At 58.0% G+C, this 24,113-nt stretch carries 31 protein-coding genes; 12 read left to right on the forward strand and 19 right to left on the reverse strand.

Translation table 11 applies throughout. The features are described 5' to 3' along the window. The first annotated feature begins 247 nt into the window (after window positions 1–247). Window positions 248–1,144, forward strand: a complete 897-nt coding sequence (locus tag HMPREF2888_RS05930) for a hypothetical protein (RefSeq protein ID WP_070518509.1) — start codon at window positions 248–250, stop codon at window positions 1,142–1,144. Between the two features lie 218 nt (window positions 1,145–1,362). Here the strand turns inward: HMPREF2888_RS05930 and HMPREF2888_RS05935 are convergent, their stop codons facing one another. Continuing rightward, window positions 1,363–3,414, reverse strand: coding sequence for a sucrose-specific PTS transporter subunit IIBC (locus HMPREF2888_RS05935; RefSeq protein ID WP_070518511.1), 2,052 nt, complete (start codon window positions 3,412–3,414; stop codon window positions 1,363–1,365). Between the two features lie 130 nt (window positions 3,415–3,544). After that, window positions 3,545–4,870 (reverse strand): glycoside hydrolase family 32 protein, encoded by a 1,326-nt coding sequence (locus HMPREF2888_RS05940; protein WP_070518513.1) that lies wholly within the window; start codon window positions 4,868–4,870, stop codon window positions 3,545–3,547. A gap of 21 nt (window positions 4,871–4,891) precedes the next feature. Between HMPREF2888_RS05940 and HMPREF2888_RS05945 the strand changes: the two genes are divergently transcribed. After that, on the forward strand, window positions 4,892–5,800 hold the full coding sequence (locus HMPREF2888_RS05945; protein ID WP_061920520.1) for a carbohydrate kinase family protein: 909 nt from the start codon (window positions 4,892–4,894) through the stop codon (window positions 5,798–5,800). Continuing rightward, window positions 5,801–6,220, forward strand: a complete 420-nt coding sequence (locus HMPREF2888_RS05950; RefSeq protein WP_070518515.1) for a multidrug transporter — start codon at window positions 5,801–5,803, stop codon at window positions 6,218–6,220. A 79-nt stretch (window positions 6,221–6,299) separates the two neighbouring features. On the opposite strand, the gene HMPREF2888_RS05955 is transcribed toward HMPREF2888_RS05950, so the two are convergent. After that, entirely contained in the window at window positions 6,300–6,857 is a 558-nt protein-coding gene (locus HMPREF2888_RS05955; RefSeq protein WP_141741016.1) for a hypothetical protein, read from the reverse strand. A gap of 71 nt (window positions 6,858–6,928) precedes the next feature. Between HMPREF2888_RS05955 and HMPREF2888_RS13095 the strand changes: the two genes are divergently transcribed. Then, entirely contained in the window at window positions 6,929–7,153 is a 225-nt protein-coding gene (locus HMPREF2888_RS13095) for an ABC transporter permease subunit (RefSeq protein ID WP_235590997.1), read from the forward strand. Between the two features lie 54 nt (window positions 7,154–7,207). Further along, on the forward strand, window positions 7,208–7,630 hold the full coding sequence (locus HMPREF2888_RS12855; protein WP_162492721.1) for a metallophosphoesterase family protein: 423 nt from the start codon (window positions 7,208–7,210) through the stop codon (window positions 7,628–7,630). 48 nt (window positions 7,631–7,678) lie between these two features. Here the strand turns inward: HMPREF2888_RS12855 and HMPREF2888_RS05965 are convergent, their stop codons facing one another. Together HMPREF2888_RS05965 and HMPREF2888_RS05970 are read right to left on the reverse strand one after the other, a co-directional pair. Continuing rightward, window positions 7,679–8,212, reverse strand: coding sequence for a TetR/AcrR family transcriptional regulator (locus HMPREF2888_RS05965; protein WP_235590996.1), 534 nt, complete (start codon window positions 8,210–8,212; stop codon window positions 7,679–7,681). 81 nt (window positions 8,213–8,293) lie between these two features. Then, window positions 8,294–9,676, reverse strand: a complete 1,383-nt coding sequence (locus HMPREF2888_RS05970; RefSeq protein ID WP_062042286.1) for an MFS transporter — start codon at window positions 9,674–9,676, stop codon at window positions 8,294–8,296. 43 nt (window positions 9,677–9,719) lie between these two features. Here HMPREF2888_RS05970 and HMPREF2888_RS05975 point away from each other — a divergent pair, with 43 nt between their 5' ends. After that, entirely contained in the window at window positions 9,720–10,331 is a 612-nt protein-coding gene (locus HMPREF2888_RS05975) for a GNAT family N-acetyltransferase (protein WP_061920509.1), read from the forward strand. An 18-nt stretch (window positions 10,332–10,349) separates the two neighbouring features. On the opposite strand, the gene rpsQ is transcribed toward HMPREF2888_RS05975, so the two are convergent. The 11 genes from rpsQ to rpsJ are packed head-to-tail and all read right to left on the reverse strand — an operon-like array spanning window position 10,350 to window position 15,528. After that, the gene (gene rpsQ, locus HMPREF2888_RS05980) at window positions 10,350–10,634 is read right to left on the reverse strand and encodes a 30S ribosomal protein S17 (RefSeq protein ID WP_061920507.1); all 285 of its coding nucleotides are present in this window, start codon (window positions 10,632–10,634) and stop codon (window positions 10,350–10,352) included. 2 nt (window positions 10,635–10,636) lie between these two features. Continuing rightward, window positions 10,637–10,867: a 50S ribosomal protein L29 gene (rpmC, locus tag HMPREF2888_RS05985; RefSeq protein WP_061920505.1), complete on the reverse strand. Its 231-nt coding sequence runs from the start codon at window positions 10,865–10,867 to the stop codon at window positions 10,637–10,639. Further along, complete coding sequence (rplP, locus tag HMPREF2888_RS05990) at window positions 10,867–11,283, reverse strand: 50S ribosomal protein L16 (RefSeq protein WP_061920502.1); 417 nt, start codon at window positions 11,281–11,283, stop codon at window positions 10,867–10,869. The genes rpmC and rplP overlap by 1 nt, the downstream gene beginning before the upstream one ends. Before the next feature lie 3 nt (window positions 11,284–11,286). After that, window positions 11,287–12,033, reverse strand: coding sequence for a 30S ribosomal protein S3 (gene rpsC, locus HMPREF2888_RS05995; RefSeq protein ID WP_061920500.1), 747 nt, complete (start codon window positions 12,031–12,033; stop codon window positions 11,287–11,289). Beyond that, window positions 12,033–12,395: a 50S ribosomal protein L22 gene (gene rplV, locus HMPREF2888_RS06000; protein ID WP_061920498.1), complete on the reverse strand. Its 363-nt coding sequence runs from the start codon at window positions 12,393–12,395 to the stop codon at window positions 12,033–12,035. The genes rpsC and rplV overlap by 1 nt, the downstream gene beginning before the upstream one ends. A 3-nt stretch (window positions 12,396–12,398) precedes the next feature. Then, window positions 12,399–12,677 (reverse strand): 30S ribosomal protein S19, encoded by a 279-nt coding sequence (rpsS, locus tag HMPREF2888_RS06005; RefSeq protein WP_005527741.1) that lies wholly within the window; start codon window positions 12,675–12,677, stop codon window positions 12,399–12,401. Between the two features lie 13 nt (window positions 12,678–12,690). Beyond that, window positions 12,691–13,527 carry a 50S ribosomal protein L2 gene (rplB, locus tag HMPREF2888_RS06010; RefSeq protein WP_070518516.1) on the reverse strand — a complete coding sequence of 279 codons (837 nt, stop codon included), beginning with the start codon at window positions 13,525–13,527 and terminating at the stop codon, window positions 12,691–12,693. Window positions 13,528–13,562: 35 nt separating this feature from the next. Then, window positions 13,563–13,865 carry a 50S ribosomal protein L23 gene (gene rplW, locus HMPREF2888_RS06015; protein ID WP_061920494.1) on the reverse strand — a complete coding sequence of 101 codons (303 nt, stop codon included), beginning with the start codon at window positions 13,863–13,865 and terminating at the stop codon, window positions 13,563–13,565. Beyond that, the gene (gene rplD, locus HMPREF2888_RS06020; protein WP_061920492.1) at window positions 13,865–14,527 is read right to left on the reverse strand and encodes a 50S ribosomal protein L4; all 663 of its coding nucleotides are present in this window, start codon (window positions 14,525–14,527) and stop codon (window positions 13,865–13,867) included. The genes rplW and rplD overlap by 1 nt, the downstream gene beginning before the upstream one ends. After that, on the reverse strand, window positions 14,524–15,180 hold the full coding sequence (gene rplC, locus HMPREF2888_RS06025) for a 50S ribosomal protein L3 (protein WP_061920490.1): 657 nt from the start codon (window positions 15,178–15,180) through the stop codon (window positions 14,524–14,526). Before rplC ends, rplD begins: the two co-directional genes overlap by 4 nt. A gap of 42 nt (window positions 15,181–15,222) precedes the next feature. Beyond that, window positions 15,223–15,528 (reverse strand): 30S ribosomal protein S10, encoded by a 306-nt coding sequence (rpsJ, locus tag HMPREF2888_RS06030; protein ID WP_070518517.1) that lies wholly within the window; start codon window positions 15,526–15,528, stop codon window positions 15,223–15,225. Between the two features lie 678 nt (window positions 15,529–16,206). Between rpsJ and HMPREF2888_RS06035 the strand changes: the two genes are divergently transcribed. From HMPREF2888_RS06035 to HMPREF2888_RS06060, 6 genes are read left to right on the forward strand one after another with little or no spacing between them, the layout of a single operon-like run. Further along, window positions 16,207–16,734, forward strand: coding sequence for an Asp23/Gls24 family envelope stress response protein (locus HMPREF2888_RS06035; protein ID WP_070518518.1), 528 nt, complete (start codon window positions 16,207–16,209; stop codon window positions 16,732–16,734). 29 nt (window positions 16,735–16,763) lie between these two features. Then, on the forward strand, window positions 16,764–17,102 hold the full coding sequence (locus tag HMPREF2888_RS06040) for a hypothetical protein (protein ID WP_235590995.1): 339 nt from the start codon (window positions 16,764–16,766) through the stop codon (window positions 17,100–17,102). 11 nt (window positions 17,103–17,113) lie between these two features. Then, window positions 17,114–17,308, forward strand: coding sequence for a DUF2273 domain-containing protein (locus HMPREF2888_RS06045; RefSeq protein ID WP_061920486.1), 195 nt, complete (start codon window positions 17,114–17,116; stop codon window positions 17,306–17,308). Next, a complete protein-coding gene (locus HMPREF2888_RS06050; protein WP_061920483.1) occupies window positions 17,308–18,144 on the forward strand; it encodes an Asp23/Gls24 family envelope stress response protein in 837 nt (278 codons plus the stop codon). The genes HMPREF2888_RS06045 and HMPREF2888_RS06050 overlap by 1 nt, the downstream gene beginning before the upstream one ends. After that, complete coding sequence (locus HMPREF2888_RS06055; RefSeq protein ID WP_061920482.1) at window positions 18,137–18,712, forward strand: DUF6286 domain-containing protein; 576 nt, start codon at window positions 18,137–18,139, stop codon at window positions 18,710–18,712. Before HMPREF2888_RS06050 ends, HMPREF2888_RS06055 begins: the two co-directional genes overlap by 8 nt. After that, window positions 18,705–19,271, forward strand: coding sequence for an Asp23/Gls24 family envelope stress response protein (locus HMPREF2888_RS06060; protein ID WP_070432547.1), 567 nt, complete (start codon window positions 18,705–18,707; stop codon window positions 19,269–19,271). The genes HMPREF2888_RS06055 and HMPREF2888_RS06060 overlap by 8 nt, the downstream gene beginning before the upstream one ends. Here the strand turns inward: HMPREF2888_RS06060 and HMPREF2888_RS06065 are convergent. The 3 genes from HMPREF2888_RS06065 to fusA form a co-directional block, all read right to left on the reverse strand. Then, window positions 19,268–19,984, reverse strand: a complete 717-nt coding sequence (locus HMPREF2888_RS06065; protein ID WP_070432546.1) for a hypothetical protein — start codon at window positions 19,982–19,984, stop codon at window positions 19,268–19,270. The genes HMPREF2888_RS06060 and HMPREF2888_RS06065 overlap by 4 nt on opposite strands. Window positions 19,985–20,096: 112 nt before the next feature. Next, on the reverse strand, window positions 20,097–21,287 hold the full coding sequence (gene tuf, locus HMPREF2888_RS06070; RefSeq protein ID WP_061920476.1) for an elongation factor Tu: 1,191 nt from the start codon (window positions 21,285–21,287) through the stop codon (window positions 20,097–20,099). Window positions 21,288–21,705: 418 nt separating this feature from the next. Continuing rightward, window positions 21,706–23,835 (reverse strand): elongation factor G, encoded by a 2,130-nt coding sequence (fusA, locus tag HMPREF2888_RS06075; RefSeq protein ID WP_062042304.1) that lies wholly within the window; start codon window positions 23,833–23,835, stop codon window positions 21,706–21,708. Window positions 23,836–24,113: the final 278 nt, after the last annotated feature.

Consider the following 24,113-nt stretch of genomic DNA (forward strand, 5'->3'; position numbering starts at 1 on the left):
CACCGACACACAAACAGTCTCCAAAACTATCGGCACACTCTGCACATATAAACCTCACCTTAACGTTCCTCAGTGCAAATCGGGTCGCACGACCATTCTAATAATCCAGTTTTTTCACAGCTGTGACGTATGAAAATTACAGTTAACTTCTGATTTCCGCGTGACAACTGTGAATTATGTGACTATTGTTGTTTGCGTCGCGAAAGACATTTTTTGCGCTTTCCCATATTTCCCGAAGGAGAAACACATGAAGCGTTTGCCACAGACCTTGACCGCTGCTGCCCTGACCGGCGCACTCGCCTTTGGTGGCGCAGCTGTTGCTCAGGCCCAAATTCCGGATTCGGTAGTGGACGAGACCCTGTCCGAGATGCCTACCCCGTCTGCGGATGAAGATACCGTCACCGAAAACACCCCAGCTGAAGAGGGCACCAGCGATATTGAACGCCATGATGTTGCTGCCGATCCGATTACCGTCGATGGTGTCGAGTACTTCAAGCAGGAAGACGGTTCTTGGCTGTCCAAGCCGGCCGCAGGCGATCCTGTTCGCTTGACTCCTGAGCAGGCAGAAAAGTTCGTGAAGGAGCAGCAGGACACCTCCGCAATTCCTGCTCCTGCCACCAAGGTAGACTCCGAGGGCAACACTTGGTACCAGAGCATGAAGGATCCGAACGTTTACGTCAACGATCCAGCCCTGGTCAACGTGGAAGTTACCGCCGAGATGCGTGACGCTTACGCAAAGGCATTCCCTTCTGAAGCTGCGAAGCCTGAATTCGACAAGAAGAAGCTCGCATGGTTGGCTCTTCCGGCAGCCCTGGTGATTGGTGGCATCACCTGGTACCTGTCCCAGGACGGCAAGACCTACGTCAAGGACGAGGCACGCAAGAACCAGGAACCGACCGCTGAGGAAAAGGCTGCTTCCGAGCAGATGCTGAACGCTAACAAGGATGCGGTTATCGCCCAGGGCGGTCAGCTCGCTGAGGGCAACGCTCCTTCCGCACCGGCAGCTGGCAAGTCCGCAGACGCCGCACGTGGTATGTCCGCTGAGACCGGCTCCAACTCCGTTGCACAGGCTTTGGCCGCACTGGCTGTAGCTGCGATGGTTGCCGCAGGCGCTTTCGCTGCACGCCGCAAGTTCTTCGCTTAAGCAAGAGCCTTCCTACCAAGTAGGAAACTGAATTGAGACTGGCTGCGCCGGTCGGGCTTCGGTCCGGCCGGCGCAGCTTTTTGCTATAGGCACCCTGGTGCGTCACAGTTTGCTTGGGCTCAAGATGAGCTTTCGCCCCAGAGAGCGCCGCTATTGCTAAACCGTTAAAGGCCGAACTGGGAAGGAGTTCTCCTCAGTTCGGCCTTTGTTCTTTCAAGCTAACGGGTTGTGCCTGCAGGCTCGTCAGTGGATGCAGGTGTAGCTGCATGTCCAGTGGCTGGAGCGAATGCTGGATCGGGCTTGGGATCCACAGTAAAGATATCGGTGCCGAAGCCAATGAGTTCGCCGGGGCGGAAAGCCGCGGTAGGAAGAACAGGGCCAGTCTTCTTCGAATTCGAGACGACCACCGGGGTAGTTACGGGAAGGCCGGCGGCCTTGATGGCGTCGATATCAAATTCGGCGAGGACATCGCCCCGCCTGACCTCATCGCCCTTGGTGACGTGGGAGGTGAAGTGCTCGCCTTTAAGGTTTACCGTATCGAAGCCAATATGCATGAGGATATCGATATTGCCCACCACTGGGTCCTTGGTGCGAATGGCGTAGGCATGGTGGGAAGGGAAGGTAACGGTGATTTTGCCGTCGGCAGGCGCAACCAGTTTGCCCACGGTCGGCTCGATTGCCACGCCCTGGCCTAGCTTGCCGCCGGCAAACATAGGATCGCTGACCTGAGACAGTGGCACGGCGGTGCCCTCCAATGGGGAGAAGATGGTGCAGGCATCCTCGGCTGCTACCGCAGCTGGGGTGGCAGCGGCGGCTTGAGCCTCGGCTGCCGGAGGATTCACCTCATCCGGATCAATGGAGCCGTTCTTGCGGGCTAGGTAGCGGCCATAAAGGTAGGCGCCGATGAAGGAGCCTGCGAGTGCGATTGCAGCACAGATAAAGAACTGACTGTAATCCTCCAGGCGCATCGAAACGAAACCGATGATGCCGGCCGCGCCGAGTGCCGTTGCCTTCACGTCGAAGATGGCAATGAGAGTCGAGGCCACTGCAGAGGCAGCCATGCCGATGTAGAAAGGCCAGCGCAAGCGCAGATTCACACCGAAGATGGCAGGCTCAGTGATACCGAATAGTGCCGAGGTACCGGAAGCACCAGCCAAGCCCTTGAGCTTTTCGCTACGCGCCAGGAAGTAGACCGCGAGGGCTGCGCCACCTTGGGCAATATTCGCCATCGCTGCCGTGGCGAAGATGAAAGATCCGCCTTGATCCCACAGCATGTATTCGATTGGTGGGAAGGATTGGTGCAGGCCGGTGATGACGATTGGCGAGTAAACCAAGCCAAAAAGGAAGCCGCCGACAGGGCCTGCAAAGTCATACAAATTGGCCAAGCCAACGCCCAACCACTCACCGGCAGTGCGCAGGAACGGGCCAATGGCAGCGAAAGTGATAAAGCCGGTGACCAGCAGGGTAATCAACGGCGTGAGCATGAAGTCCACCGTGCCCTTTAGGTGGCGGTGGAGGAACTTCTCAATCGTGGCCAGGATCCACGCAATAACCAGAATCGGCAGGATGGAACCCTGGTAACCGGCCTGTGCGACATCGAGGCCAAAGATGTTCCAATACTCCATGTCGCCGGCCTCGATGGTCTCAGCCACGTTGTAGCCGTTGACTAGGTCCGGCATAACCATTGCCATGGCCATACCCGCGCCCAAAAACTCATTGCCGCCAAAGCGCTTGGTGGCAGTAAAGCCCACCAAAATGGGCAGGAAGGCAAAGGGGGCAGAAGCCAGCAGGTTGATAAGTCCAGCGACATCTTTGAGTGCCGGCACCATTTCAATGGCCGCTTTCTCACCGAACAGCCCTTCAGCCGACAAGACGTTGTTCAGTGCCATGAGCAAACCGCCGCCGACCAGAATCGGGATGAGCGGCACGAAGATATCCGCGAGCACCTTGACGGCGCGGGAGAACCAGTTGCCGGAATTAGCGGCAATGTCTTTGAGCTCTTCGGTGGAAACGGCAACGTCCTTGTGGATCATGCCGTTCAATTCCCTATAAACAACGTTGACGTCACCTGGACCAACGATGACCTGGAACATTCCACCGGCTTCAAAGATTCCCTTGAGGTCAGGGTCAGCCTCTAAGGCCTTGGTATCGACCTTCTTCGTATCCTTCAGCACCATGCGCAGGCGCGTTGCGCAGTGCGCCAAGCCGATGATGTTTTCTTCGCCGCCAAGTGCACGCAGGGTCCGTGCGGCAACTTCCTTATGGTCCATAGGCAAAGCTCCCTTTCCTTTTCACGAGCTAATCAACCTAGAACCATTAGATACAGCTTCCAGACAAAAAGCCAAGAGCTCGGACATATTTGAGGGAAAATTCACCAAGTTTTACTGTTTGAACGGTCACTTAGTTCTTAACCCAGCCGCTCCATCGCGCTTCGCCTTCGCCAAATACGCTTGCCGACGCCGCGATTCGCCCACCGCCAGCAAAAATTTCCACGGCGCAGCCATCGGCAATGGCCATGACCTCGCCCTCTGGGCAGGCAATCACGCGCTCGTCATCGCCCACACTCACGCGCAGCAGCCCTTCGCCTGCGCTAAAGCGCAGGTGTACCCTACCTTCAGCATCAACCAGGCTATAGCTGCCGCCACGCGAAGAGCTCAGACTCACCGTGCTGCCGAAGCCCTCCCTACCAGCAGCATCGGGAATCGTCTCCCACACCGGCCATTGATAAAGCACGCCGTCTTCCAGCCATACCCGGCGCGGCAAGGTCAGGGTGTGCACCCAGCCCTCCTCCACGGTGGGCTTGTCATCTTGAGCAGGAAGGCCCATCCAGCCGAGCAGCAGCGCTTGGCCATCGCTCATGCCAACCAGCTGCGGGGCATAGAACTCGTGTCCATAGTCCAGCTCGCTGAAACCACGCTCGACGTGGAAGGTGGTGCCGTCCAGCTTGCCCACCAGGTAGCCGCACTGGTCGGAAGAAGCGTAGTGCGTTTGCCCATCCACTTTGACGGGTTCAAGCCCCTGCGGGCAAAAGACCAGGACGTCCTTAGACTCACCGGTTGCCTTATCAGTCAAGGTCACAAGGTTTGGGCACTCCCACATATATCCGCCCGGTAGGAGTTCGGGGCTAAGCCCCGGCGCGGCGTCGTCAAGCGCGAAATCCAGTGCTCCCTCAAAGTCCCAGTTCTTAAGGTCCTGCGAGCGGTAGAGCACCACCGCAGCGTTCTCGTCCTCACGTTGCGCACCGATGACCATGCGCCAGCCTTGCTCATCCCGGGAAATCTGCGGATCGCGGAAGTGCCCGGTAAAGCCTTCCTCACTATCGGGAATCAGCGGGTTCGCGGCGTCGCGGTAATAAATGCCACCCTCAGGGCCAGAAGGATCGAGAACGCGCACGCGGTTCTGGGAAGGAATGCGCTTGCCATCCACCTTGAGGTTGCCCGTATAAAACAGCCACACGTCGGTGCCATCGACCACGGCACCGCCGGAGTAACAGCCGTCCTTGTCATAGGGCAGGTCAGGCGAAAGCACGTCCGGATGATGCCGCCAGGGGCCTGCCACTGAGTACTTCGCCGAGGCATGCGCCCACCCCGTTCGCTTCGGCGCGTGCGGGAAGCAGGGGTCGTGTTGGTAATAGACGTGCATGGTGTCGCCATCTAGAAAGACACCATTTGGATCGTTGAGACGGCCATACGGGGGCGCGATGTGGAAGTTCGGACGGTAGTTCATAGCACCGATACTATGGAATCCATGAGAATCCATGTGTGTGGCGAAGGACTCGTCGACCTTGTCCCCGTCAGCCCAGGTAGCTTGCAAGACCTCACGCCGGCTTTGGGCGGCGGGCCTTTCAATGTGGCCATCGCGGCGGCGCGTCTGGGCGGCGAGGTCAGCTTCCAGTCGCGCCTTTCCACCGACGGTTTCGGTAACGCGCTGGTGGAAAGGCTGGAGCAGGAAGGCGTGGACACGTCTATGGTCCAGCGCGGTCCAGAGCCCACCACTTTGGCCGTGACCAGCATCGGTGATGATGGTTCGGCGTCCTATACCTTCTACACGGAGGGCACGGCAGATAGGTTGGTTGAGCCCACGCTTTCCGACGCCGAGATTGCCTGCTTCGGCACTGTTTCCCTCGCGTTGGAGCCAGGTGCTTCGCGCTATGGCGAACTGCTCAAGCAATTCGCAGCTAAGGGCAGCATCGTGGCGCTCGATCCGAATATCCGCCCGTTCTATACCAACGATGAGCACAAGGCCTTCCTCAACGAGCTACTTGCCCACGTCACCGTGCTGAAGCTTTCTGAGGAAGAAGTGGAATTCCTGGGCAAGCAGGCCCTCAAGCAGGTTCCCGTCGTGGTGGTTACCCGCAGCAGCGAGGGCCTCACGTTGCGCGCTGGCACGACCCGGTTCGATGTGCCTTCCGCCAAGGTCGACGTCGCCGACACCATCGGCGCGGGCGATACCATCATGGGCGCGCTGCTCACAGAGATCGCCCGCCGCAACCTCACGGCCGAAGAGCTCACTCACTTGAGCGAATACGACTGGAAAAAGATTTTGGAATTCGCCGCGGCAGCCGCTGCGATTACCGTCTCTCGCAAGGGCGCACAGCCACCGCACCGCGCAGAAGTGCTTGCCATGCAAGCAGATGTTCAGAAGAAAGAGGCCTAAATGTTTTCTTCCTACCAGGGCCGTAGCGCCATACTTCACACCGTGGCGTTCATCTTCGTGGCGTTGTCTTTCATCTTCCCGGTAGTCCTGGGCACTTCTGCCCTGCTGCCCACGTGGCTATCCGGCATCGTGAGTATCCTCGCTGCGCTCGCCATTCTTGTCGACGCCGCGCACAAAGCCTTCGCCCCACCTGAACGCCCCGCACGTGGCCTGCGCGCACTTTCCGCCCTCGCTGCGTTGACCGCGCTCATCGGCTGGATCTGCTGGCTTATCATCTTCAACAACTTCGACGCCGCCGGCACCACCATGTACAAGGTAGGTACCTTCACCCTGGGCACCAGCGCCGTGCTCAACATCTTCTGCGCCGCCATGGCCTTCCTGGATTGGCGGGCTGGCCGCGTTACTCCGGTCAAGCATTAATCGGCAAAACTGCCTTTGGCTCCCCGAAAGACATCAAGAACTCCTTGTAGTAGCTCTGCGCAGCCACAAGGAGTTCTTGTTATTCAGCAGCTTCGATTTCAAAGCTGGTGCCCAGACGAAGCGGGCCGTTCGGCAAAGAGGCATCATTTTGCCAACCAACTTTGTCAGCAGCGATCGACACTGTCACATGCTTGCCCACCCACGGCTCTGCCTTTTCGCGGCTTTCCTCGTGCGTGCTGTAGTGCGATGCAAGCAAGCCGCTATCGATCCAACGGGTTTCCTTGTAATTTGCCCTGTTCCCGGTGACCTCCCCCGGAGCATCAAATTCGAGGATCCAATAGTCGCCGTTGAGCTCGCTTTCAGGGAATCCGGATTCAGGCTGCGAGCCTAGGGTCTCACGACCTTTCTTCTTTACAACCTTGCCCGTCATCTTCAAGATGCCGTCTTCAATGACCACCGCTGGTTTCTTCGATTCTTCTGACGCCTTGGATTCTTGGGAATCCGCCTCTGCTGAACTTTGTGGCGCCATCGTATTGAACATCTTCTCTGTTTCTTTAGCGGAGTCGTTTTTTCCGGAATTACTGCAGCCAGAAAGCGCTAGGGCTGCAACACAGAGTAAGGAAACATAGCGGCGCATGATTGGACCTCAAAACACATAAGGAAATAGGAGACAGCGTTTTAGCTTAACGCCCTGGGGCGGTGAGGATTGTGGAAATCGGCGAATCTGCCGCGGCGGTCTCCCACACCGTCTACGAAGCGGCGAAGGTCTCCGGTGCCAAGGGGCACCAGACCTTCTTCCGGATCACGCTGCCTTTGCTTACACCGGGTATCGCAGCAGGCTGGATTCTGGCTTTCTTCGCAGGATTCCGTGAACTCGTGATTCTTCGCTGGTGCGCCGGAACAACATCAACCTGCTCGCGTCCTGGATCATGAACCAATTCGATCAAGGCCACCGCGCCGAGGCCATGGCAATGACCCTTATGGGGGTTGGAACTTCAATTATCGTCCTCGTACTCGTCACTTCCTGGCAACAAAAGGAACGCGCATGATCACCATGACTATAAATGGCCCGAAGGAATCATCGCGCACGGGACCGAACCGCACTTCTTCGAAATCGACGGTGTGCAGGCGTGGACCTGCGGCGTGGCCACCGACCCTGACCCACGAGAGATCGAAATCCCCAGCTTCAATGGCCTGGGACTGCTTCACACCTCTGTGCACGGTGAATTCAGCCGTAAGCCTTGCCTGCCGTGCAAGCTAGAGGATCTGCAAGAAAGCGGTGCGACGTGGGTGCTTGGGCACGTGCACAAGCCCATCACGCTAAGCGCAGAACCGTTCATTGGTTGGACGGGAATGCGTGCCGGCGTGCACTACGACCCGACGACTTCCGCGGTGAGCAGGTTTTCTTAAAGACTATTTCAAAGGTTGTCTTTGCGAGCAGAGACCGCTCGGGGGTCGTTAACTCGGATGCGGCGCGAGAGTTGCTGGGATGGTCTGAATTAAAAGCTCTTTGAGGCCGGCTTTCTTTGGAAAATCCCTGCGCTCGGACCAACCTGCGATGCATTCGATGAAGATGCCGATCAGACTGCGGGCACGGGTGCGGTCGATAATGCTGGTGCCCGTCTCAGCTAGGACGCAGTCCACCCACTGGTCCGAGTGCTGCCAGATATGGCCCAGCAACGAAGGATTTTCACGCAACAGAAGGACTCGATCTGCGAGCTGTCCTCCCCACGCATCGGCATCGCTGAAGAGTTCGCGGAGCGCTGCCTCCAAGTTCTTATAATCAGTCATCTGCGCGATGTCCACCAGAACCTTTGTTGCTTCGGGGCTGATGATGACACTGGTGATAACGGCTTCTTTCGTGCCAAAGTGGCGGTAGAAGGTCATCGCTGAGACATCAGCGGCTTCGGTAATTTCAGCCACGGTGACGTCGTCATATCCACGCTCTGCAAAAAGCTCGAGCGCCGCACTTCGGATCGCGCGCCGCGTCATAAGTTTCTTTCGGTCGCGACGATTAAGCCCAAGATTGTCCGAAGACGAAGATTCTAAAGGACGTGACACCATGCCTTAACTCTATAATTTCTGCTGCCTCGTGTGCATGAATAACAACGCAAATCCCGTTAAAACACAAGCAGCGCTACACAGGACAAAGACGCTATCCATCGCATGGATATAGGAGGCGTCGCTAGCCGGCTCGCCTGCCAAGTTAATTACGAGTGAGGCGATGAAAGCAACGCCTAGGAGCGAGCCAAGCTGCCGAATTGTATTAACCAACGAGGCACCACTTCCCCGGCGCTCCGGGTGAACCTGCGCCATCGCCTCCTGCAAAGCCAAGGATTGACCCGCCCCCACACCAAAGCCGGCAAGGCTTAACCCCGCGGCCAAATATCCATATCCGCTGGATGGACTCGTCAACGCACCAACCAGCAGCCCCCCGGCGACGAGGAAAATCGAGCTAGGCAGAAGCCACCGCCCAATCTTGCTTCGCCGCACCAACAGCCCGGCTGCCAAGGCGCCAACGATGGCAGTGCCGGCCAAAGGCATAAGCATCAAGCCACCCCGGGCAGGCGAGTTGCCCAAGATATTCTGCAGGTAGTGCGGAGTGACATAAAGCAGCCCGAAAAGCACCAAGTTGATAAAGAACAGGGTCACAGTATTCACGAGGAAGCGCGGATTGTTCAAAAGCCCCAAGTCCACGAGCGCTTGATCGCTCCTTCCGCCGAAGACCAGGGCCAGTGCCAAAGCAGCCAACCCAATCAGAATTGGTAACCAAACCGCACTAAATGAGACCTTGCCGCCGACGTTAATCATGCCAACCGTGAGAACAAGGAAACCAAAGGCAGAGAGCAAGATCTGTACCCAAGGCAGCACCGGATGGGAAGGAACAGCCCTTGCCTTCGGCAGTCGGCTACAGCCGAAAAAGACAAGGGCGATGACAACGACGTCAAGCCAGAAGATGCCTCGCCAGCCTAAAGCATGAATAATCCAGCCACCCAGGAGCGGACCTAAAGGAGCGCCAACACCACCGGCGGCGGTCCACAAACTATTGGCCAGTGCCATGTCGGAAGGCTCTATCACCGTGGGCAAAAGGGCCAGCGACATCGGCGTAAACACCGAGGCCGCAAGTCCCATGCCCGCACGTCCGACAATGAGCCAGATGGCCGACGGAGCAAGCGCGCACACGAGCGCGGATACAAAAAAGACCATGCTTCCTAAGAGGAGTAGTCGTTTATGTCCGAGCCTGTCGCCGAAGAGCCCGCACGGCAGCAATACCGCAAGGAAGGCGACATTGTATGCGGAGACAACCCATGCGGCTTCCGCGGGGCTCGCACCTAGTGAGTTCGTCAATGCTGGCAGGGCAACCGCAACCATGGTCGTATTCATATACAACGTCATAATTCCGGCACACAGTGTTAATAGATGCGACCAATGCGTTTTAGCGATAGTCTCTACCATGCGTTACAAACTACCACTTTTAAAGAGATTGGAGACTACGCTAATGGGCCACTACAAACCAGGACAGATTCCCGTCGGCGAAGCAAAAGAACTCTTCGAACTTCTAACTCGTTGCGACAAGGACTTCACTCCCCCGCTCTCGCAGCGCGCGGCCGTTGGACAGACCGACTGGGACAGCCAGGGAGCGAATACGGGAATCAAAGACTATTACGAGTCGTTGATCGAAAAGGCCACCATCATCACGGTCACCCGCAACAACAAGTTGGCAGGGTTCTGCGCTTATTACTATCCCTATCAATGGCAGGGCCAAAGCTACCTATACGTGAGCACCGCGGTCACCGCGCCCGAATGGCGCAAGCACGGACTCACTAACGCGTATGTGCGCCATATCTGCACCGCCGCAATGCGGTTGAAATGCCCCATCCTGGCCAAGACTTGGTCTACCAACAAGCAGAGTATGACGGCACTATCCCGCTATGCCGATAGAGCAGACACGCTTTGCGACGACCGCGGTGTCGGCATCGACACTGTCTACTGGGAGACCACGCTAGATACGTTGCTATACCGGGCAGCGCGACGAACGCTTAAAAAATACGCGCATATGAAAAGCCGGCCGAGCCTTCTTCCTAAAGGAGGAAAAGCTCGGCCGGCTTAAGTGTTGAAAAGCTAGGTTTTACTTAGCCTTCTCAACGACCTCGACGAGACGGAAGTGCTTGTCCTTAGACAGCGGGCGGGTCTCGGCGATCAGAACGCGGTCGCCGACGCCGGCGGTCTCGTTCTCGTCATGTGCCTTAACCTTCTTGTTAGAGCGCATGATCTTGCCGTAAAGCGCGTGCTGCTTGCGATCCTCGAGCTCGACGACGATGGTCTTATCCATCTTGTCGGAAACTACGATACCGATGCGGGTCTTGCGCGCACCGCGCTCCTTCTTTACTTCGTTCACGTTTGCCTCACTCATGATTAAGCCTCAGCTCCCGGAACTACGGACAGGCCCAGCTCGCGCTCGCGAAGAACGGTGTAGATGCGGGCAATGTCGCGCTTAACCGTGCCGATGCGGCGGTTGTTGGTCAGCTGGCCGGTAGCCTTCTGGAAACGAAGGTTGAACAGCTCTTCCTTCGCATCCTGCAGACGCTTTTCCAGCTCAGCGTTGTCGAGCTCACGGAACTCGTGGGCGGGGGTACCGGTTGCCATTAGAACTGGTCCTCCTTCTTGATGATGCGGACCTTGCAAGGAAGCTTCTGGCCTGCGCGGCGCAGTGCCTCAATTGCGGTGGCCTCGTTCGGGTAGGACATCTCGAAGAGGACGCGGCCCGGCTTAACGTTGGCGACCCACTTCTCAACCGGGCCCTTACCGGAACCCATACGAACGCCGAGCGGCTTCTGGGTCAACGGACGGTCCGGGAAGATGTTGATCCACACCTTGCCACCACGCTTGACGTGGCGGTTGATGGCAATACGTGCGGCCTCAATCTGACGGTTGGTGATGTAAGCCGGCTCGAGAGCCTGGATTGCGTAATCACCAAAGTTGATGCGGTTACCGCCCTTGGAAACACCGGTACGGGTAGGACGGTGCTGGCGGCGGTACTTAACGCGCTTAGGAATCAGCATGGATTAGCCCTCCTGCTTCTGCTGTGCGCGCTGACGACGCTGGCCACCACGGCGCGGACGACCGTTACGGTCACCGCGGCCACGGCCCTGCGCCGGAGCGTTCAGTTCGGATTCGCGTACGCCACCGACGACGTCACCCTTGTAGATCCACACCTTGATGCCAATGCGGCCGAAGGTGGTGTGAGCCTCTGCGGTGCCGTAGTCGATCTCGGCGCGAAGAGTGTGCAGCGGAACGCGACCCTCGTGGTAGCGCTCGGTACGGGACATCTCGGCGCCGCCCAGACGACCGTTCAAGAGGATCTTAATACCCTTGACCTGCGGCTGGCGCATAGCGGACTGGATAGCCTTGCGCATTGCACGACGGAATGCAACACGGTTAACCAGCTGCTCGGCGACGGACTGAGCAACGAGGGTTGCGTTTGCGTCGACCTGCTTGACCTCGAGAATGTTGAGGGCGACCATCTTGCCGGTGAGCTTCTCGAGCTCGCGGCGGATGCGGTCTGCCTCAGCACCGCGGCGGCCGATCACGATGCCTGGGCGGGCGGTGTGAATGTCGACGCGTACGCGGTCACGGGTGCGCTCGATAACGACGTCGGCAATGCCGGCGCGGTCGAGGCCCTTCTCGAGGTACTGACGGATCTTGATGTCTTCGGCTACGTAGTTCGCGTAGTCCTTATCGGCGAACCAGTGGGTCTTCCAGTCGGAAGTGATGCCCAAACGTAGGCCGTGAGGATGGATTTTCTGGCCCATTACTTGGCCCCTTCCTTCTGGCTCTCGACCACCACGGTGATGTGGCTGGTGCGCTTACGAATCATGAATGCACGGCCCTGTGCGCGTGGCTGGAAACGACGCATGGTCGGGCCCTCGTTGGCGTATGCCTCGGAGACGACCAGGGTGCGTGGGTCCAGACCGAAGTTGTTCTCAGCGTTAGCAGCTGCAGAAGCAACAACCTTAGCGACTGGCTTAGCAGCGCCCTGCGGAGCGTACTTCAGGATTGCAAGTGCCTCGGCTACGGACTTGCCGCGAACCAGATCGATGACACGGCGTGCCTTCATCGGAGTAACGCGGACGTAGCGGGCCGTTGCGGATGCGGAGGTGATGGTTTCACTCATCGCTTATCGACGTCCCTTCTTATCGTCCTTGATGTGACCCTTGAAAGTCTTGGTTGGTGCGAACTCACCGAGCTTGTGGCCGACCATGGAGTCCTCTACGAACACCGGCACGTGCTTACGTCCGTCATGGACGGCGAAGGTGTGACCGATGAAGTCAGGCAGAATGGTCGAGCGGCGAGACCAGGTCTTGATGACCTGCTTGGTGCCAGCCTCGTTCTGAGCATCCACCTTGTTGAGGAGGTGCTCATCGACGAACGGGCCTTTCTTAAGGCTGCGTGGCATTGTTTACCTCCTCTTAGCGCTTCTTGTTCGGGCGACGACGGCGCACGATCATGTTGTTCGAGTAACGGTTCGGGTTGCGGGTGCGACCCTCCTTCTTGCCCCATGGGGACACAGGGTGGCGACCACCGGAGGTCTTACCCTCACCACCACCGTGTGGGTGGTCAACCGGGTTCATGACGACACCACGGACGGTCGGGCGAACGCCCTTCCAGCGCATACGGCCGGCCTTACCCCAACGGATGTTCATCTGGTCAGCGTTACCGACCTCACCCACGGTTGCGCGGCAACGGATGTCGACGCGGCGGATCTCGGAGGACGGCATACGCAGGATTGCGTACTTGCCTTCCTTACCCAGCAGCTGGATGGAAGCACCAGCGGAGCGAGCAAGCTTAGCGCCTGCGCCCGGCTTGAGCTCCACAGCGTGGATGGTGGTACCGGTTGGGATGTTGCGCAGCGGCAGGTTGTTACCAACCTTGATGTCGGCGTTAGCGCCGGCCTCAACGATGGTGCCCTGCTTCAGGCCCTTAGGGGCGATGATGTAGCGCTTCTCGCCATCTGCGTAGTGCAGAAGAGCGATGTTTGCGGTGCGGTTCGGGTCGTACTCGATGTGAGCAACCTTTGCCGGGATACCGTCCTTGTCCGTACGACGGAAGTCGATCAGACGGTAACGACGTTTGTGGCCACCGCCGATGTGGCGGGGGGTGATGCGGCCGTAGTTGTTACGACCACCAGTCTTGGTCAGCGGGCGCAGCAGGGACTTCTCCGGAGTGGAACGAGTGATCTCCTCGAACTCGGACACGGAGGATGCGCGGCGACCCGGAGTTGTCGGCTTGTACTTACGAATAGCCATAATTCTTCCTTTTCCTTTCGGCTCTCCGGTGGCGCTTAAGCGCCGCCGCCGAAGATGTCGATGGAGTCGCTGCCTTCGCGAAGCGTCACATAAGCGCGCTTGGTGGACTTACGCTGACCGAAACCGGTGCGGGTGCGCTTACGCTTACCTGCACGGTTGACGGTGTTCACGGAGTCAACCTTTACGCCGAAGATCTGCTCGATGGCATCTTTGATCTGGGTCTTGTTGGAGTCCGTGGAGACGTAGAACGTGTAGACGTTCTGCTCCATCAGGCCGTAGGACTTCTCGGAAACGACCGGTGCGATGACAATGTCACGCGGGTTAGCGAGCTTAGCCATTACTTCTCCTCCTTAACTTCCTCGTTCGCACCCTGAGCGCGAGCGACGAAGGTGTGCAGAGCCTCAACGGAGAACACAACGTCGTCAGAGTAAAGGACGTCGTAGGTGTTCAGCTGGCCTGCGTCCAGGATCTGGACGTTAGGCAGGTTGTTGGCGCTGCGGCGAGCGTTGATGTCCTCGCGGCCGACAACGAGCAGCACGTTCTTGCGCTCGGTCAGACGCTCGATGAAAGCCTTAGCCGCCTTGGTGGACGGGGTCTGGCCCGGGACGAGCTCTTCGATTACGTGGATACGCTCGTTGCGAGCGCGGTCGGACAGTGCACCAAAGAGAGCAGCCTTGATCATCTTCTTAGGGGTGCGCTGTGCGTAGTCGCGCGGAACCGGGCCGTGGGAGATGCCGCCACCTGCGTAGTGCGGTGCGCGGATCGAGCCCTGGCGTGCACGACCGGTGCCCTTCTGGCGGAAAGGCTTACGGCCACCGCCGGAAACCTCGCCACGGGTCTTTGCCTTGTGGGTGCCCTGGCGCGCAGCAGCAAGCTGAGCGTTGACAACCTGGTGCATCAAAGCGATGGATGCCTCGGTGTCAAAGATCTCTGCTGGCAGCTCGACAGAGCCGTTGGTCTTACCCTCAGCGGTCTGGACGTCTAGCTTGAGGTTGCTCATGCGTGTGCACCGCCCTTCACTGCGGTCTTAACGGTGACGAGGCCACCGCGTGCACCAGGGATAGCACCCTTGATGAGCAGCAGGTTGGACTCGGCATCGATCTTCTGAATCTTCAGGTTCTGGGTGGTCACACGGTCGTGGCCCATGCGGCCAGCCATGCGGGTGCCCTTGAAGACGCGAGCCGGGGTAGCGCAGGCGCCGATGCCGCCGACGCGGCGGTGAGCAGCCTGGTTACCGTGGGCAGCACCCTGACCTGCGAAGCCGTGGCGCTTCATGGCGCCAGCGTAGCCGTGGCCCTTGGTCGTGCCGGTGACGTCAACGAAGGTGATGCCCTCGAAGATGTCAGCGGTAACTTCCTGGCCAACCTCGTAAGCAGAGGTGTCATCCATGCGGATTTCGGCAACGTGGCGACGTGGGGTTACGCCAGCCTTCTTGAAGTGACCTGCGGCAGGCTTGTTTGCCTTGCGTGGGTCGATTTCGCCAAATGCGATCTGGATGGCGTTGTAGCCATCGGTTTCTGCGGTGCGAATCTGGGTAACAACGCACGGCCCAGCTTCAACGACGGTAACCGGTACAACGCGGTTTTCCTCGTCGAAGATCTGGGTCATGCCGAGCTTCTTGCCCAGAATGCCCTTGATCTCGTTTTCACTCATTGTTAGTTCTCCACCAAATATCTATTCGTCGATCGCTTTACACTACTGAATGTTTACGTCGACGCTGGCCGGAAGGTCGATGCGCATCAAAGCGTCAACGGTCTTCGGGGTCGGGTCGAGAATGTCGATGAGGCGCTTGTGAGTGCGCATCTCGAAGTGCTCGCGAGAGTCCTTGTAGTTGTGCGGAGAACGAATAACGGCGTATACGTTCTTCTCGGTTGGGAGCGGCACTGGGCCAACAACACGAGCACCCGTACGGGTAACGGTCTCGACGATCTTCTTTGCAGAAGCGTCGATAGCCTCGTGATCATAGGCCTTCAGCCGAATGCGGATTTTTTGTCCCGCCACGCTTATCCTCTTCCTCGCTACCCCACATTCACATTCCCGGCGTATCCGGGGCGTGAAGCGGTGGGAATTGCTTCTCGATTTCTCTATAACGTTGTCCGGACTCTAGGGCCTGGGCGCAACGCCAGTTGTCTGACTGTCATGACGACCAAAAGTTGCGACCTGGCAATAAACCTGGTTGCAGTGCTTTCGACGGGGTACAAGACCCGTAAGTCAAAGTTCTATAGAAAGAGGACGGTTCCTCACGCATTACACGTGGAGGCACAAATCCAATTCATATACTGCCGCTGTTTATTTGCCATGCCCCTTCTCCGGTCCATTCGCTCGGGATGTCTCTACTAAACGCGGACCTAGCCCGATTGAATGACCTTCTCGGCACACACTTAAAAAGTGCCCACCTGCGAAGGTGTCATGTTCGCTTTACCAGCAACTTTGTTGAATATCGGGGGTGTTTCACCCACGATTTCCAAACGCCGTTGTGTTAAAGCAACCCTTGTATTTAAGCATGTAATCGCGCGTTTTCCAAACTTTTTTCCAAACCGTGTGCAAAGTCACGTTTTCCAAAAGATTGCACCTCAGCACCCCACAATGTCCGCATTCAGATATAGGCTCGGAAAGGTAGCTTTCTTGTTAAGGCGAAACTTCCCGCAATCAAGTCCCTATAGATAAGGAATAAGCACAATGACCGCTAATACCCCAGCGAATACTGATCAGAACGCTGCCCAGAACACCGCACAGAACGCAGCAACTTCCACCGAGCAGGCAAACACCGCCGCTGCTGCCCCGGAGGTCAACAAGAACCTGGAAACCGAGTACGGCACCACCACTATCGACGACGCCGTGGTTTCCAAGATCGCTGGCATCGCCGCCCGCGAGGTTTCCGGCGTTGCCGCACTGGGCGGTGGCGGCGCACGCATGATGGGATCCATCCGTGAGTCCTTCGGCGCATCCGAGGATGTACGCCAGGGCGTAACGGTTCAGGTCAACAACGCTGTTGCCACCATCGAAGTTGCCATCATCGCCGAGTTCGGTGTTGCTATCCACGAGCTGGCTGAGGCTATCCGCCGCAACATCATGAATGCTGTCGAGCGCATGACCGGCCTGGGCGTTGAGCGCGTTGACGTTGTGGTCCACGACGTCAAACTGCCAAAGGAAGACACTGCCAGCGAGCAGGCCTCCAACAACGCTTTGGCACAGGGCCAGGAATAGGCCTTTCAAAGACTAAGGCAGTTATTTAAATGATGGAGTCCACTCCGGAGCGCTTTGAACTAGATGCCGCTGCTGCACATCGCATCGTCGACTCAGTAGCAGGCATCCAGGGCGTCGCCAAGCTGCATCCCGGTTCTTTCGGCGAAGTTGCGTTGCTTTACCCCGGCAAGCGCATCGGCGGCATAAAGCGCCCGAGTCCGCGCGACGATAGCCATATCGAGGTACACCTTGTAATCGACGTCGCGAAGCGCATTCCGGTTGCCACAATCGCGGACGCCGCCCGCACCGCGGCGCTCGAGGCCTGCCCGGGACTGCAACGCGTTGATGTCGTCGTGGCTGATGCTTTAAGCAGCGCACTGGAAGATTAAGAAGGAAAATTATGAAGAACTACTCCACGCTGGGCATTGTTGCCGGTCTGGTTTTGGCCTTTTTCATCCACCTTGGCCTGTGGCCCACGGTGTTGGCCATCCTGCTTGCCGCCATCGGTGGTGTTGTAGGTGCGCACTTCGACGGCCGTATCGACCTCACCGCCGTGTGGTATGGAATTATCGGCAAGGATAAAGGGCAGGGATAATGCCATCTGCCACGCCACAACAGCGCACTGATGGCACCTTGCGGTTTACGCACAAGGCTCTCGAACACATTGTCACTAGCGCCATCGCTTCCGTCCCCGGGACCGAAGCCATCGACGCCAAGCTCGCCGGCTTAGCTGGGCGCGCATTTCCGCGCCTGCTTATCCAGAGCGATCCTGCTTCCGAGGTGCTAGCGGTGGATGCCTCGATCGCGGTGACCTGGCCGAGTCCTGTCACAGACGTAGCGAAGTCGACCCGCAAAGCCATCGAGGAATGGGTTGCGGCCTATACCGGCTACCGCACCACCCGCGTCAACGTCACCGTTGCCGCAGCAGTACCGGGCGAGCGCGTGTCAGGCCCTGCCGTCGACGCGCGACAAACGCCACGGGCAATCACTCCGCGGTCACTTCCGGAGCGCCAGCTTAAACCGATAACCACCAACCATACGGTGCCAATACGCAATATAGATGCGCCTGCCCCGCAACCGGTGCGCTCTATCGACGCTGACAGCGCTCCGCTTCAGGTCGCGTCCGTACGCGCCCCGGAGCCAACTAGGCTTTTGCAGGTAACGGCGCCCACGCCTAACCACGTCCGCCCTGTCACCGCTCCCAATCCCGTCGCCGTACGCAGCGTGGCCGCTCCTCGGCCGCTGCAGCCGCGTCCGGTAAGTGCTCCCCGCCCGGTTGCGCTGCGCACAGTCCGCGTACCCGAGCCAGCACCTGTCCGCCAGGCCTCACTGCAAGGTACCGCGCCGGTTCGGCATGTTGTAGCGCCCCGTCCACAGCCACTGCGCGAAATCACAATCAACCCTATGTACAGAGGGGGCCAGGATGTCTAAGAAAGATGCTCTCCCGCAGGGCTTTGGCCAAAGGCCGGCGGCATCCCCTGCAGCCCGTAAATGGGCCGTTGTCCTCGGAATCGTTTGCTTGGGCGCCGCAGCTTTTCTCGGAAGGGAAACGTGGGCTGTCAGCACTAAAGCCAATTCCTGGCTGCAGCCTTTCATCGACGTGATGTCACAGGACGCGGTCGAAACCTGGATGCTGATAGGCGGCGGCATCGCTATTGCCATTGGCCTTATCTTGCTCATTGCGGTGTTCAAACCACGCAAAAAGACACATACCAGGCTCTCCTCCGACACCGCCTCGATGTGGCTGCGCTCGGTAGACATCGCGCGCGTAGCCTCAGCCGCTGCGCGCCGCGTGCCCGGCGTCAGTGCTGCCCGTAGCCGCGCAGTAATCAGCAAGAAGAAGATCGGCGTCGATATCACCGTCAACGGCGACACTGAGGACAATCTGTTGGTCAGCCGCGTGGAAGAGGCTGTATCGCAAGCCCTTTCCTCGTTGGAGCGCGCCCCACAGCTAAAAGTAAAGGCAGAAAATCTCCCGGAGGTCGATAATCATGTCTAAGGGCTTGGCAGCATTCGACCGTTTCTTGTTATTCCTCATCGCCGTAGTCCTCATTGCGCTAGGGCTTTGGCCGATCCTCATCCATTTTGAGGTTCCCTTCGCCACTTCCCTGGCACGCTGGGTTGATCACGACGCTTGGGCAGCACTGCCTAGCGCTAATTGGTGGCCGGTAGCGCTGGGTGCAGCCACCATGCTCCTAGCGGTAGCCGGCATCTGGCTCATCGTGGCGAACTTGCGCCACCGGCGCTTCAACAACGTCGCATCCGATTCTTCGAATGATGAAGGCGCCATTTCCACCAATATGCAAGCTATTGCTGGTGCCGTGGCCAAAAGCTTTGATGCTCTCGACGGAGTCGAGAAGGTTCACCGGTTGGTGGCCTATGACCGTGCGCGGCCGACCTTGCAATACAAGATAGAAGCCAGCGCGGATATGCCACTAGATGAGCTAACCAAGGCTGTCGAAACCAGCGAGAAGGACTTCCGCTCAGCTTTTCCCGACGCCAATCTAGATACCGTGTACAAGCTGCACTTTAGCCAGGTTAAGGCACTGAAGGACTAGTCAATGTAGCCATCGGCGGCATCAGGGGCGGATTCAGCGAGGAGTACCTCGGTGACCGCCCCAAATTCATGCGTAACCCCACGTGACAGCGATACTTGCAAAGGCTTCCCGGGGCTACACTGCAGAATCTGCTTCCAGGAATAGTCAGCACGTTGCAGGCAGCGCCGTGCAATTTTAAATGCATGTAAGCCGTGGTCCAAAAGGATGGTTTCCAGCTCGGTGCGGATAAGCCACGCCCGCTCCCCTACGTTGCGCCTTTTCAACCCGCTGAGCTGGCGTGAATCTTGCTTTAGGCGGGTAATTGACTCCACTACGCCATAGCGATGTTCGATGGACTCCGAGTCCTTGATAACAAGAGGTCGACCAGGCCCCACTGGCCGAACAGCCGAGTACTGCCACGCCACCGGCTGCCGCGGACCATCATCGCTGGTACGGCGAATGACCACATTTGCCTCGTCAATAGTCACGCGCTCACGCTGGGTGACGAGTAGCCACAATCCTTCCTCCACGCGGCCGTCGCCAAGCGGCAGTGTCGGTGGATGCAACCGCGCCATTTGCTCCAACGCACGAACCATATCCGCGTCGTCAGCACCCCATCCGAGGCCTTGGTTGGCCAGCATTGCAAACAGCGTGCCCAAGGGCAGCTCCGGCTGACCTTCCCACGCAGCTTTCAGAGCCTGCAGGGTGCGGTCGATGCGTGTGGGATCAAGCATGGCTCATAGCTTAACTGGCGCGGGAGCAAGACACGCAAAAAGCCACCGCCTTCCCGGAAAGGGAAAGCGGTGGCTTTAAAGGGCGTTACTTTAAACGCTCAAGCAAATGCTCTTACTTGATGATCTTGGTAACGCGGCCAGCGCCGACGGTGCGGGAGCCCTCGCGGATAGCGAAGCGCAGGCCCTCGTCCATAGCGACCGGCTGGATCAGCTCGACGGACATCTCGACGTTGTCGCCAGGCATAACCATCTCGGTGCCCTCAGGCAGCTTGATGACGCCGGTAACGTCGGTGGTGCGGAAGTAGAACTGCGGACGGTAGTTGTCCATGAACGGGGTGTGGCGGCCGCCCTCTTCCTTCTTCAGGACGTAGACGGAACCCTCGAACTGGGTGTGAGGGGTGTAAGCGCCCGGCTTGATAACAACCTGGCCACGCTCAACCTCTTCACGCTTGGTACCACGCAGAAGCAGGCCACAGTTGTCGCCAGCCTCGGTGTAGTCCATCATCTTGCGGAACATCTCGATACCGGTAACGGTGGTGGAGATGGACTTCTCCTGGATACCGATGATCTCAACGTCCTCGTTGACGTTCAGGGAGCCACGCTCAACACGGCCGGTAACAACGGTACCGCGGCCGGTGATGGTGAAGATGTCCTCGATAGGCATCAGGAACGGCTTGTCCAGCTCGCGCTCCGGATCCGGGATGGAGTCATCGCAAGCCTGCATGAGGTCGACAACAGCCTGTACCCACTTCTCGTCGCCCTCAAGAGCCTTCAGAGCGGAGATGTGAACGATCGGAGCTTCCTCGTCGTAGTCCTGCTCAGCGAGCAGCTCGCGGATCTCCATCTCGACGAGCTCGATGATTTCCTCGTCGTCAACCATGTCGCACTTGTTCAGTGCAACGAGGATGTAAGGAACGCCAACCTGGCGAGCCAGAAGAACGTGCTCGCGGGTCTGCGGCATCGGGCCATCGGTTGCAGCAACAACCAGGATAGCGCCGTCCATCTGAGCAGCACCGGTAATCATGTTCTTGATGTAGTCGGCGTGGCCCGGAGCGTCAACGTGTGCGTAGTGGCGCTTCGGGGTGGAGTACTCAACGTGGGAGATGTTGATGGTAATACCGCGCTCCTTCTCCTCAGGAGCCTTATCGATCATGTCGAATGCGAAAGCGGTGTTCTCCTCAGGGTACTGGTCAGCCAGAACCTTGGTGATCGCTGCGGTGGTGGTGGTCTTGCCGTGGTCGACGTGTCCGATGGTGCCGATGTTAACATGCGGCTTCGTACGCTCGAACTTCTCCTTTGCCACTGTTTGTCCTCCTGGACTCTATGGCGGCTGCATAGGCAGCCACGTGGTTGGTTAATGTCATTGGCACTTGGAACGAAAACTCCGAAGCGCTAATGACGCTTTCTTTACGTGCCAGTTACACGATCCTAGATTTATGCCGCAGTTTTTTCAAACCGCCTAAATAGGAGGTAACCCCGCGCATGTTGTGCGGTCGTTGACCCTCGACAAGAATCTGATAACGGATCCTGGGAGGGTAACGGCCGGCTCAACCAACACTTTTTGCAAGTGCAAGTTCAGCCAACCGCTACCCAACCAGTTGCCTCACGCGGGAGAAAAGCTGCAAGCTCTTGCCCCGCCCCGCAACTGGAATCTACTGGCAAAGACTACCAGCCGTATGCGGGGCTGAAGCGTGAGGGGGTGGCGATTGCCTTAAGGCTAGTTAGGCCTTGTTGCCGGTGCGCTCTTCGATGATCTCGGTTGCAACGGAGGAAGGAACCTCAGCGTAGGAATCGAAGACCATGGTGAAGTTTGCGCGGCCAGCGGTGGAAGAACGCAGGTCGCCGATGTAACCGAACATCTCGGACAGCGGAACCTTTGCCTTGACAACCTTTGCGCCGGAGCGGTCTTCCATAGCGAAGACCTGGCCACGACGGGAGCTGATGTCACCGTTAACGGTGCCCATGTACTCCTCAGGGGTAACAACCTCAACGGCCATGACCGGCTCAAGAAGGACTGGCTTTGCCTTAGCAACAGCTTCCTTCAGAACCTGGGAGCCAGCGAGCTTGAAGGCCATCTCGGAGGAGTCGACGTCGTGGTAAGCGCCGTCCTCGAGGGTTGCCTTGATGTTAACCAGCGGGAAGCCAGCGAGGTAGCCGTACTGCATTGCGTCCTGGATACCAGCGTCGACGGAAGGGATGTACTCCTTCGGAACGCGGCCACCGGTGACGGCGTTCTCGAACTTGTAGGTTGCGGACTCGCCCTCCTCCAGCGTCTCTGGGTCCGGGTTGTAAGGCTCGATGGTGACGATGACCTTTGCGAACTGACCAGAACCACCGGTCTGCTTCTTGTGGGTGTAGTCCAGGGACTGAACCGTCTTGCGGATGGTCTCGCGGTAAGCAACCTGTGGGTTACCGATGTTTGCCTCGACCTTGAACTCGCGCTTCATACGGTCAACCAGAACGTCGAGGTGGAGCTCGCCCATGCCGCCGATAACGGTCTGGCCGGTCTCTTCGTCGAGCTCGACGGTGAAGGTTGGGTCCTCAGCAGCGAGCTTCTGGATAGCGGTACCCAGCTTCTCCTGGTCAGCCTTGGTCTTTGGCTCGATGGAAACCTTGATAACCGGCTCCGGGAAGTCCATGGACTCGAGGATGATTGGGTTGTCCTTGTCGCACAGGGTGTCGCCCGTGGTGGTTTCCTTCAGGCCGATAACTGCGTAGATGTTACCTGCGTCAGCCTGCTCAACAGGGTTTTCCTTGTTGGCGTGCATCTGGAACAGCTTACCGATGCGCTCCTTCTTACCCTTGGTGGAGTTGAGCACCTCGGTACCTGGGAAGACCTGGCCGGAGTAAACGCGAACGAAGTTCAGCTGGCCGAAGAACGGGTGTGCAGCAATCTTGAAGGACAGTGCGGAGAACGGGGAGGAAACAGCCGGCTTGCGGGTAACCTGCTCGTCCTCGTTACCAACAGCGTGGCCAATGACCTCACCGACGTCCAGCGGGCTCGGAAGGAAGTCAACGACCGCGTCGAGCAGCGGCTGAACGCCCTTGTTGCGGTAAGCGGTACCACACAGAACCGGGTAGATCTCGGAGTTGATGGTCATCTTGCGGATTGCTGCCTTGATCTCGTCAAGGGTCAGCTCCTCGCCGCCGAAGTACTTCTCCATGAGCTCTTCGTCAGACTCAGCAACAGCCTCGAGCAGCTTCTCGCGGTACTCTTCAGCCTTCTCCTGCAGGTCAGCAGGGATCTCCTCGATGGTCGGTTCAGCACCGGTCTCGACCTTGCCGCGCCAAGTGATGGCACGCATGTTCAGCAGGTCAACAACACCGTCGAAGTCGTCCTCAGCGCCGATTGGCAGCTGCAGAACCAGTGGCTTAGCGCCGAGGCGATCGATGATGGTCTGAACGGTGAAGTAGAAGTCAGCGCCCAGCTTGTCCATCTTGTTGACGAAGCAGATACGCGGAACGTCATACTTAGCAGCCTGACGCCACACCTGCTCGGACTGTGGCTCAACGCCTTCCTTGCCGTCGAAGACAGCAACAGCGCCATCCAGGACACGCAGGGAACGCTCGACCTCAACGGTGAAGTCAACGTGACCCGGGGTGTCGATGATGTTGATCTGGTTGTTGTCCCAGAAACAGGTAACAGCAGCGGAGGTAATGGTGATACCGCGCTCCTTCTCCTGCTCCATCCAGTCAGTGGTGGATGCGCCATCGTGCGTCTCGCCGACCTTACGGTTAATACCGGTGTAGAAGAGAATACGCTCGGTGGTGGTGGTCTTACCAGCATCGATGTGAGCCATGATGCCGATGTTGCGGACCTTGTGAAGGTCCTTAAGCACTTCTTGTGCCACGGTTTTACCCCAACTTATTTATCGTGGACGCTTCGCGCCGGTTCCCCGCTTTCAAAGCGAGGTTCCAGCACCAATCCGTCCGCATGGATAGGTCTTTATTAATTTTGCCACGTCTCGGCCGTCTTAGCAGCCGCAGGGCTACTAAAACTTCCAGCGGTGCACCTTAATACACCTTTATGTAGCCCGCCTCCCCAAGCTAGCCGTCTGCCCACAAGGAGAAGACACCAGCTTAGAAAAATGGCCCGAGCAACGATATGAAGTTATGTTTGCAGTTTCAA

The organism is Corynebacterium sp. HMSC077D03 (assembly GCF_001808545.1).
Lineage (GTDB): Bacteria > Actinomycetota > Actinomycetes > Mycobacteriales > Mycobacteriaceae > Corynebacterium > Corynebacterium simulans.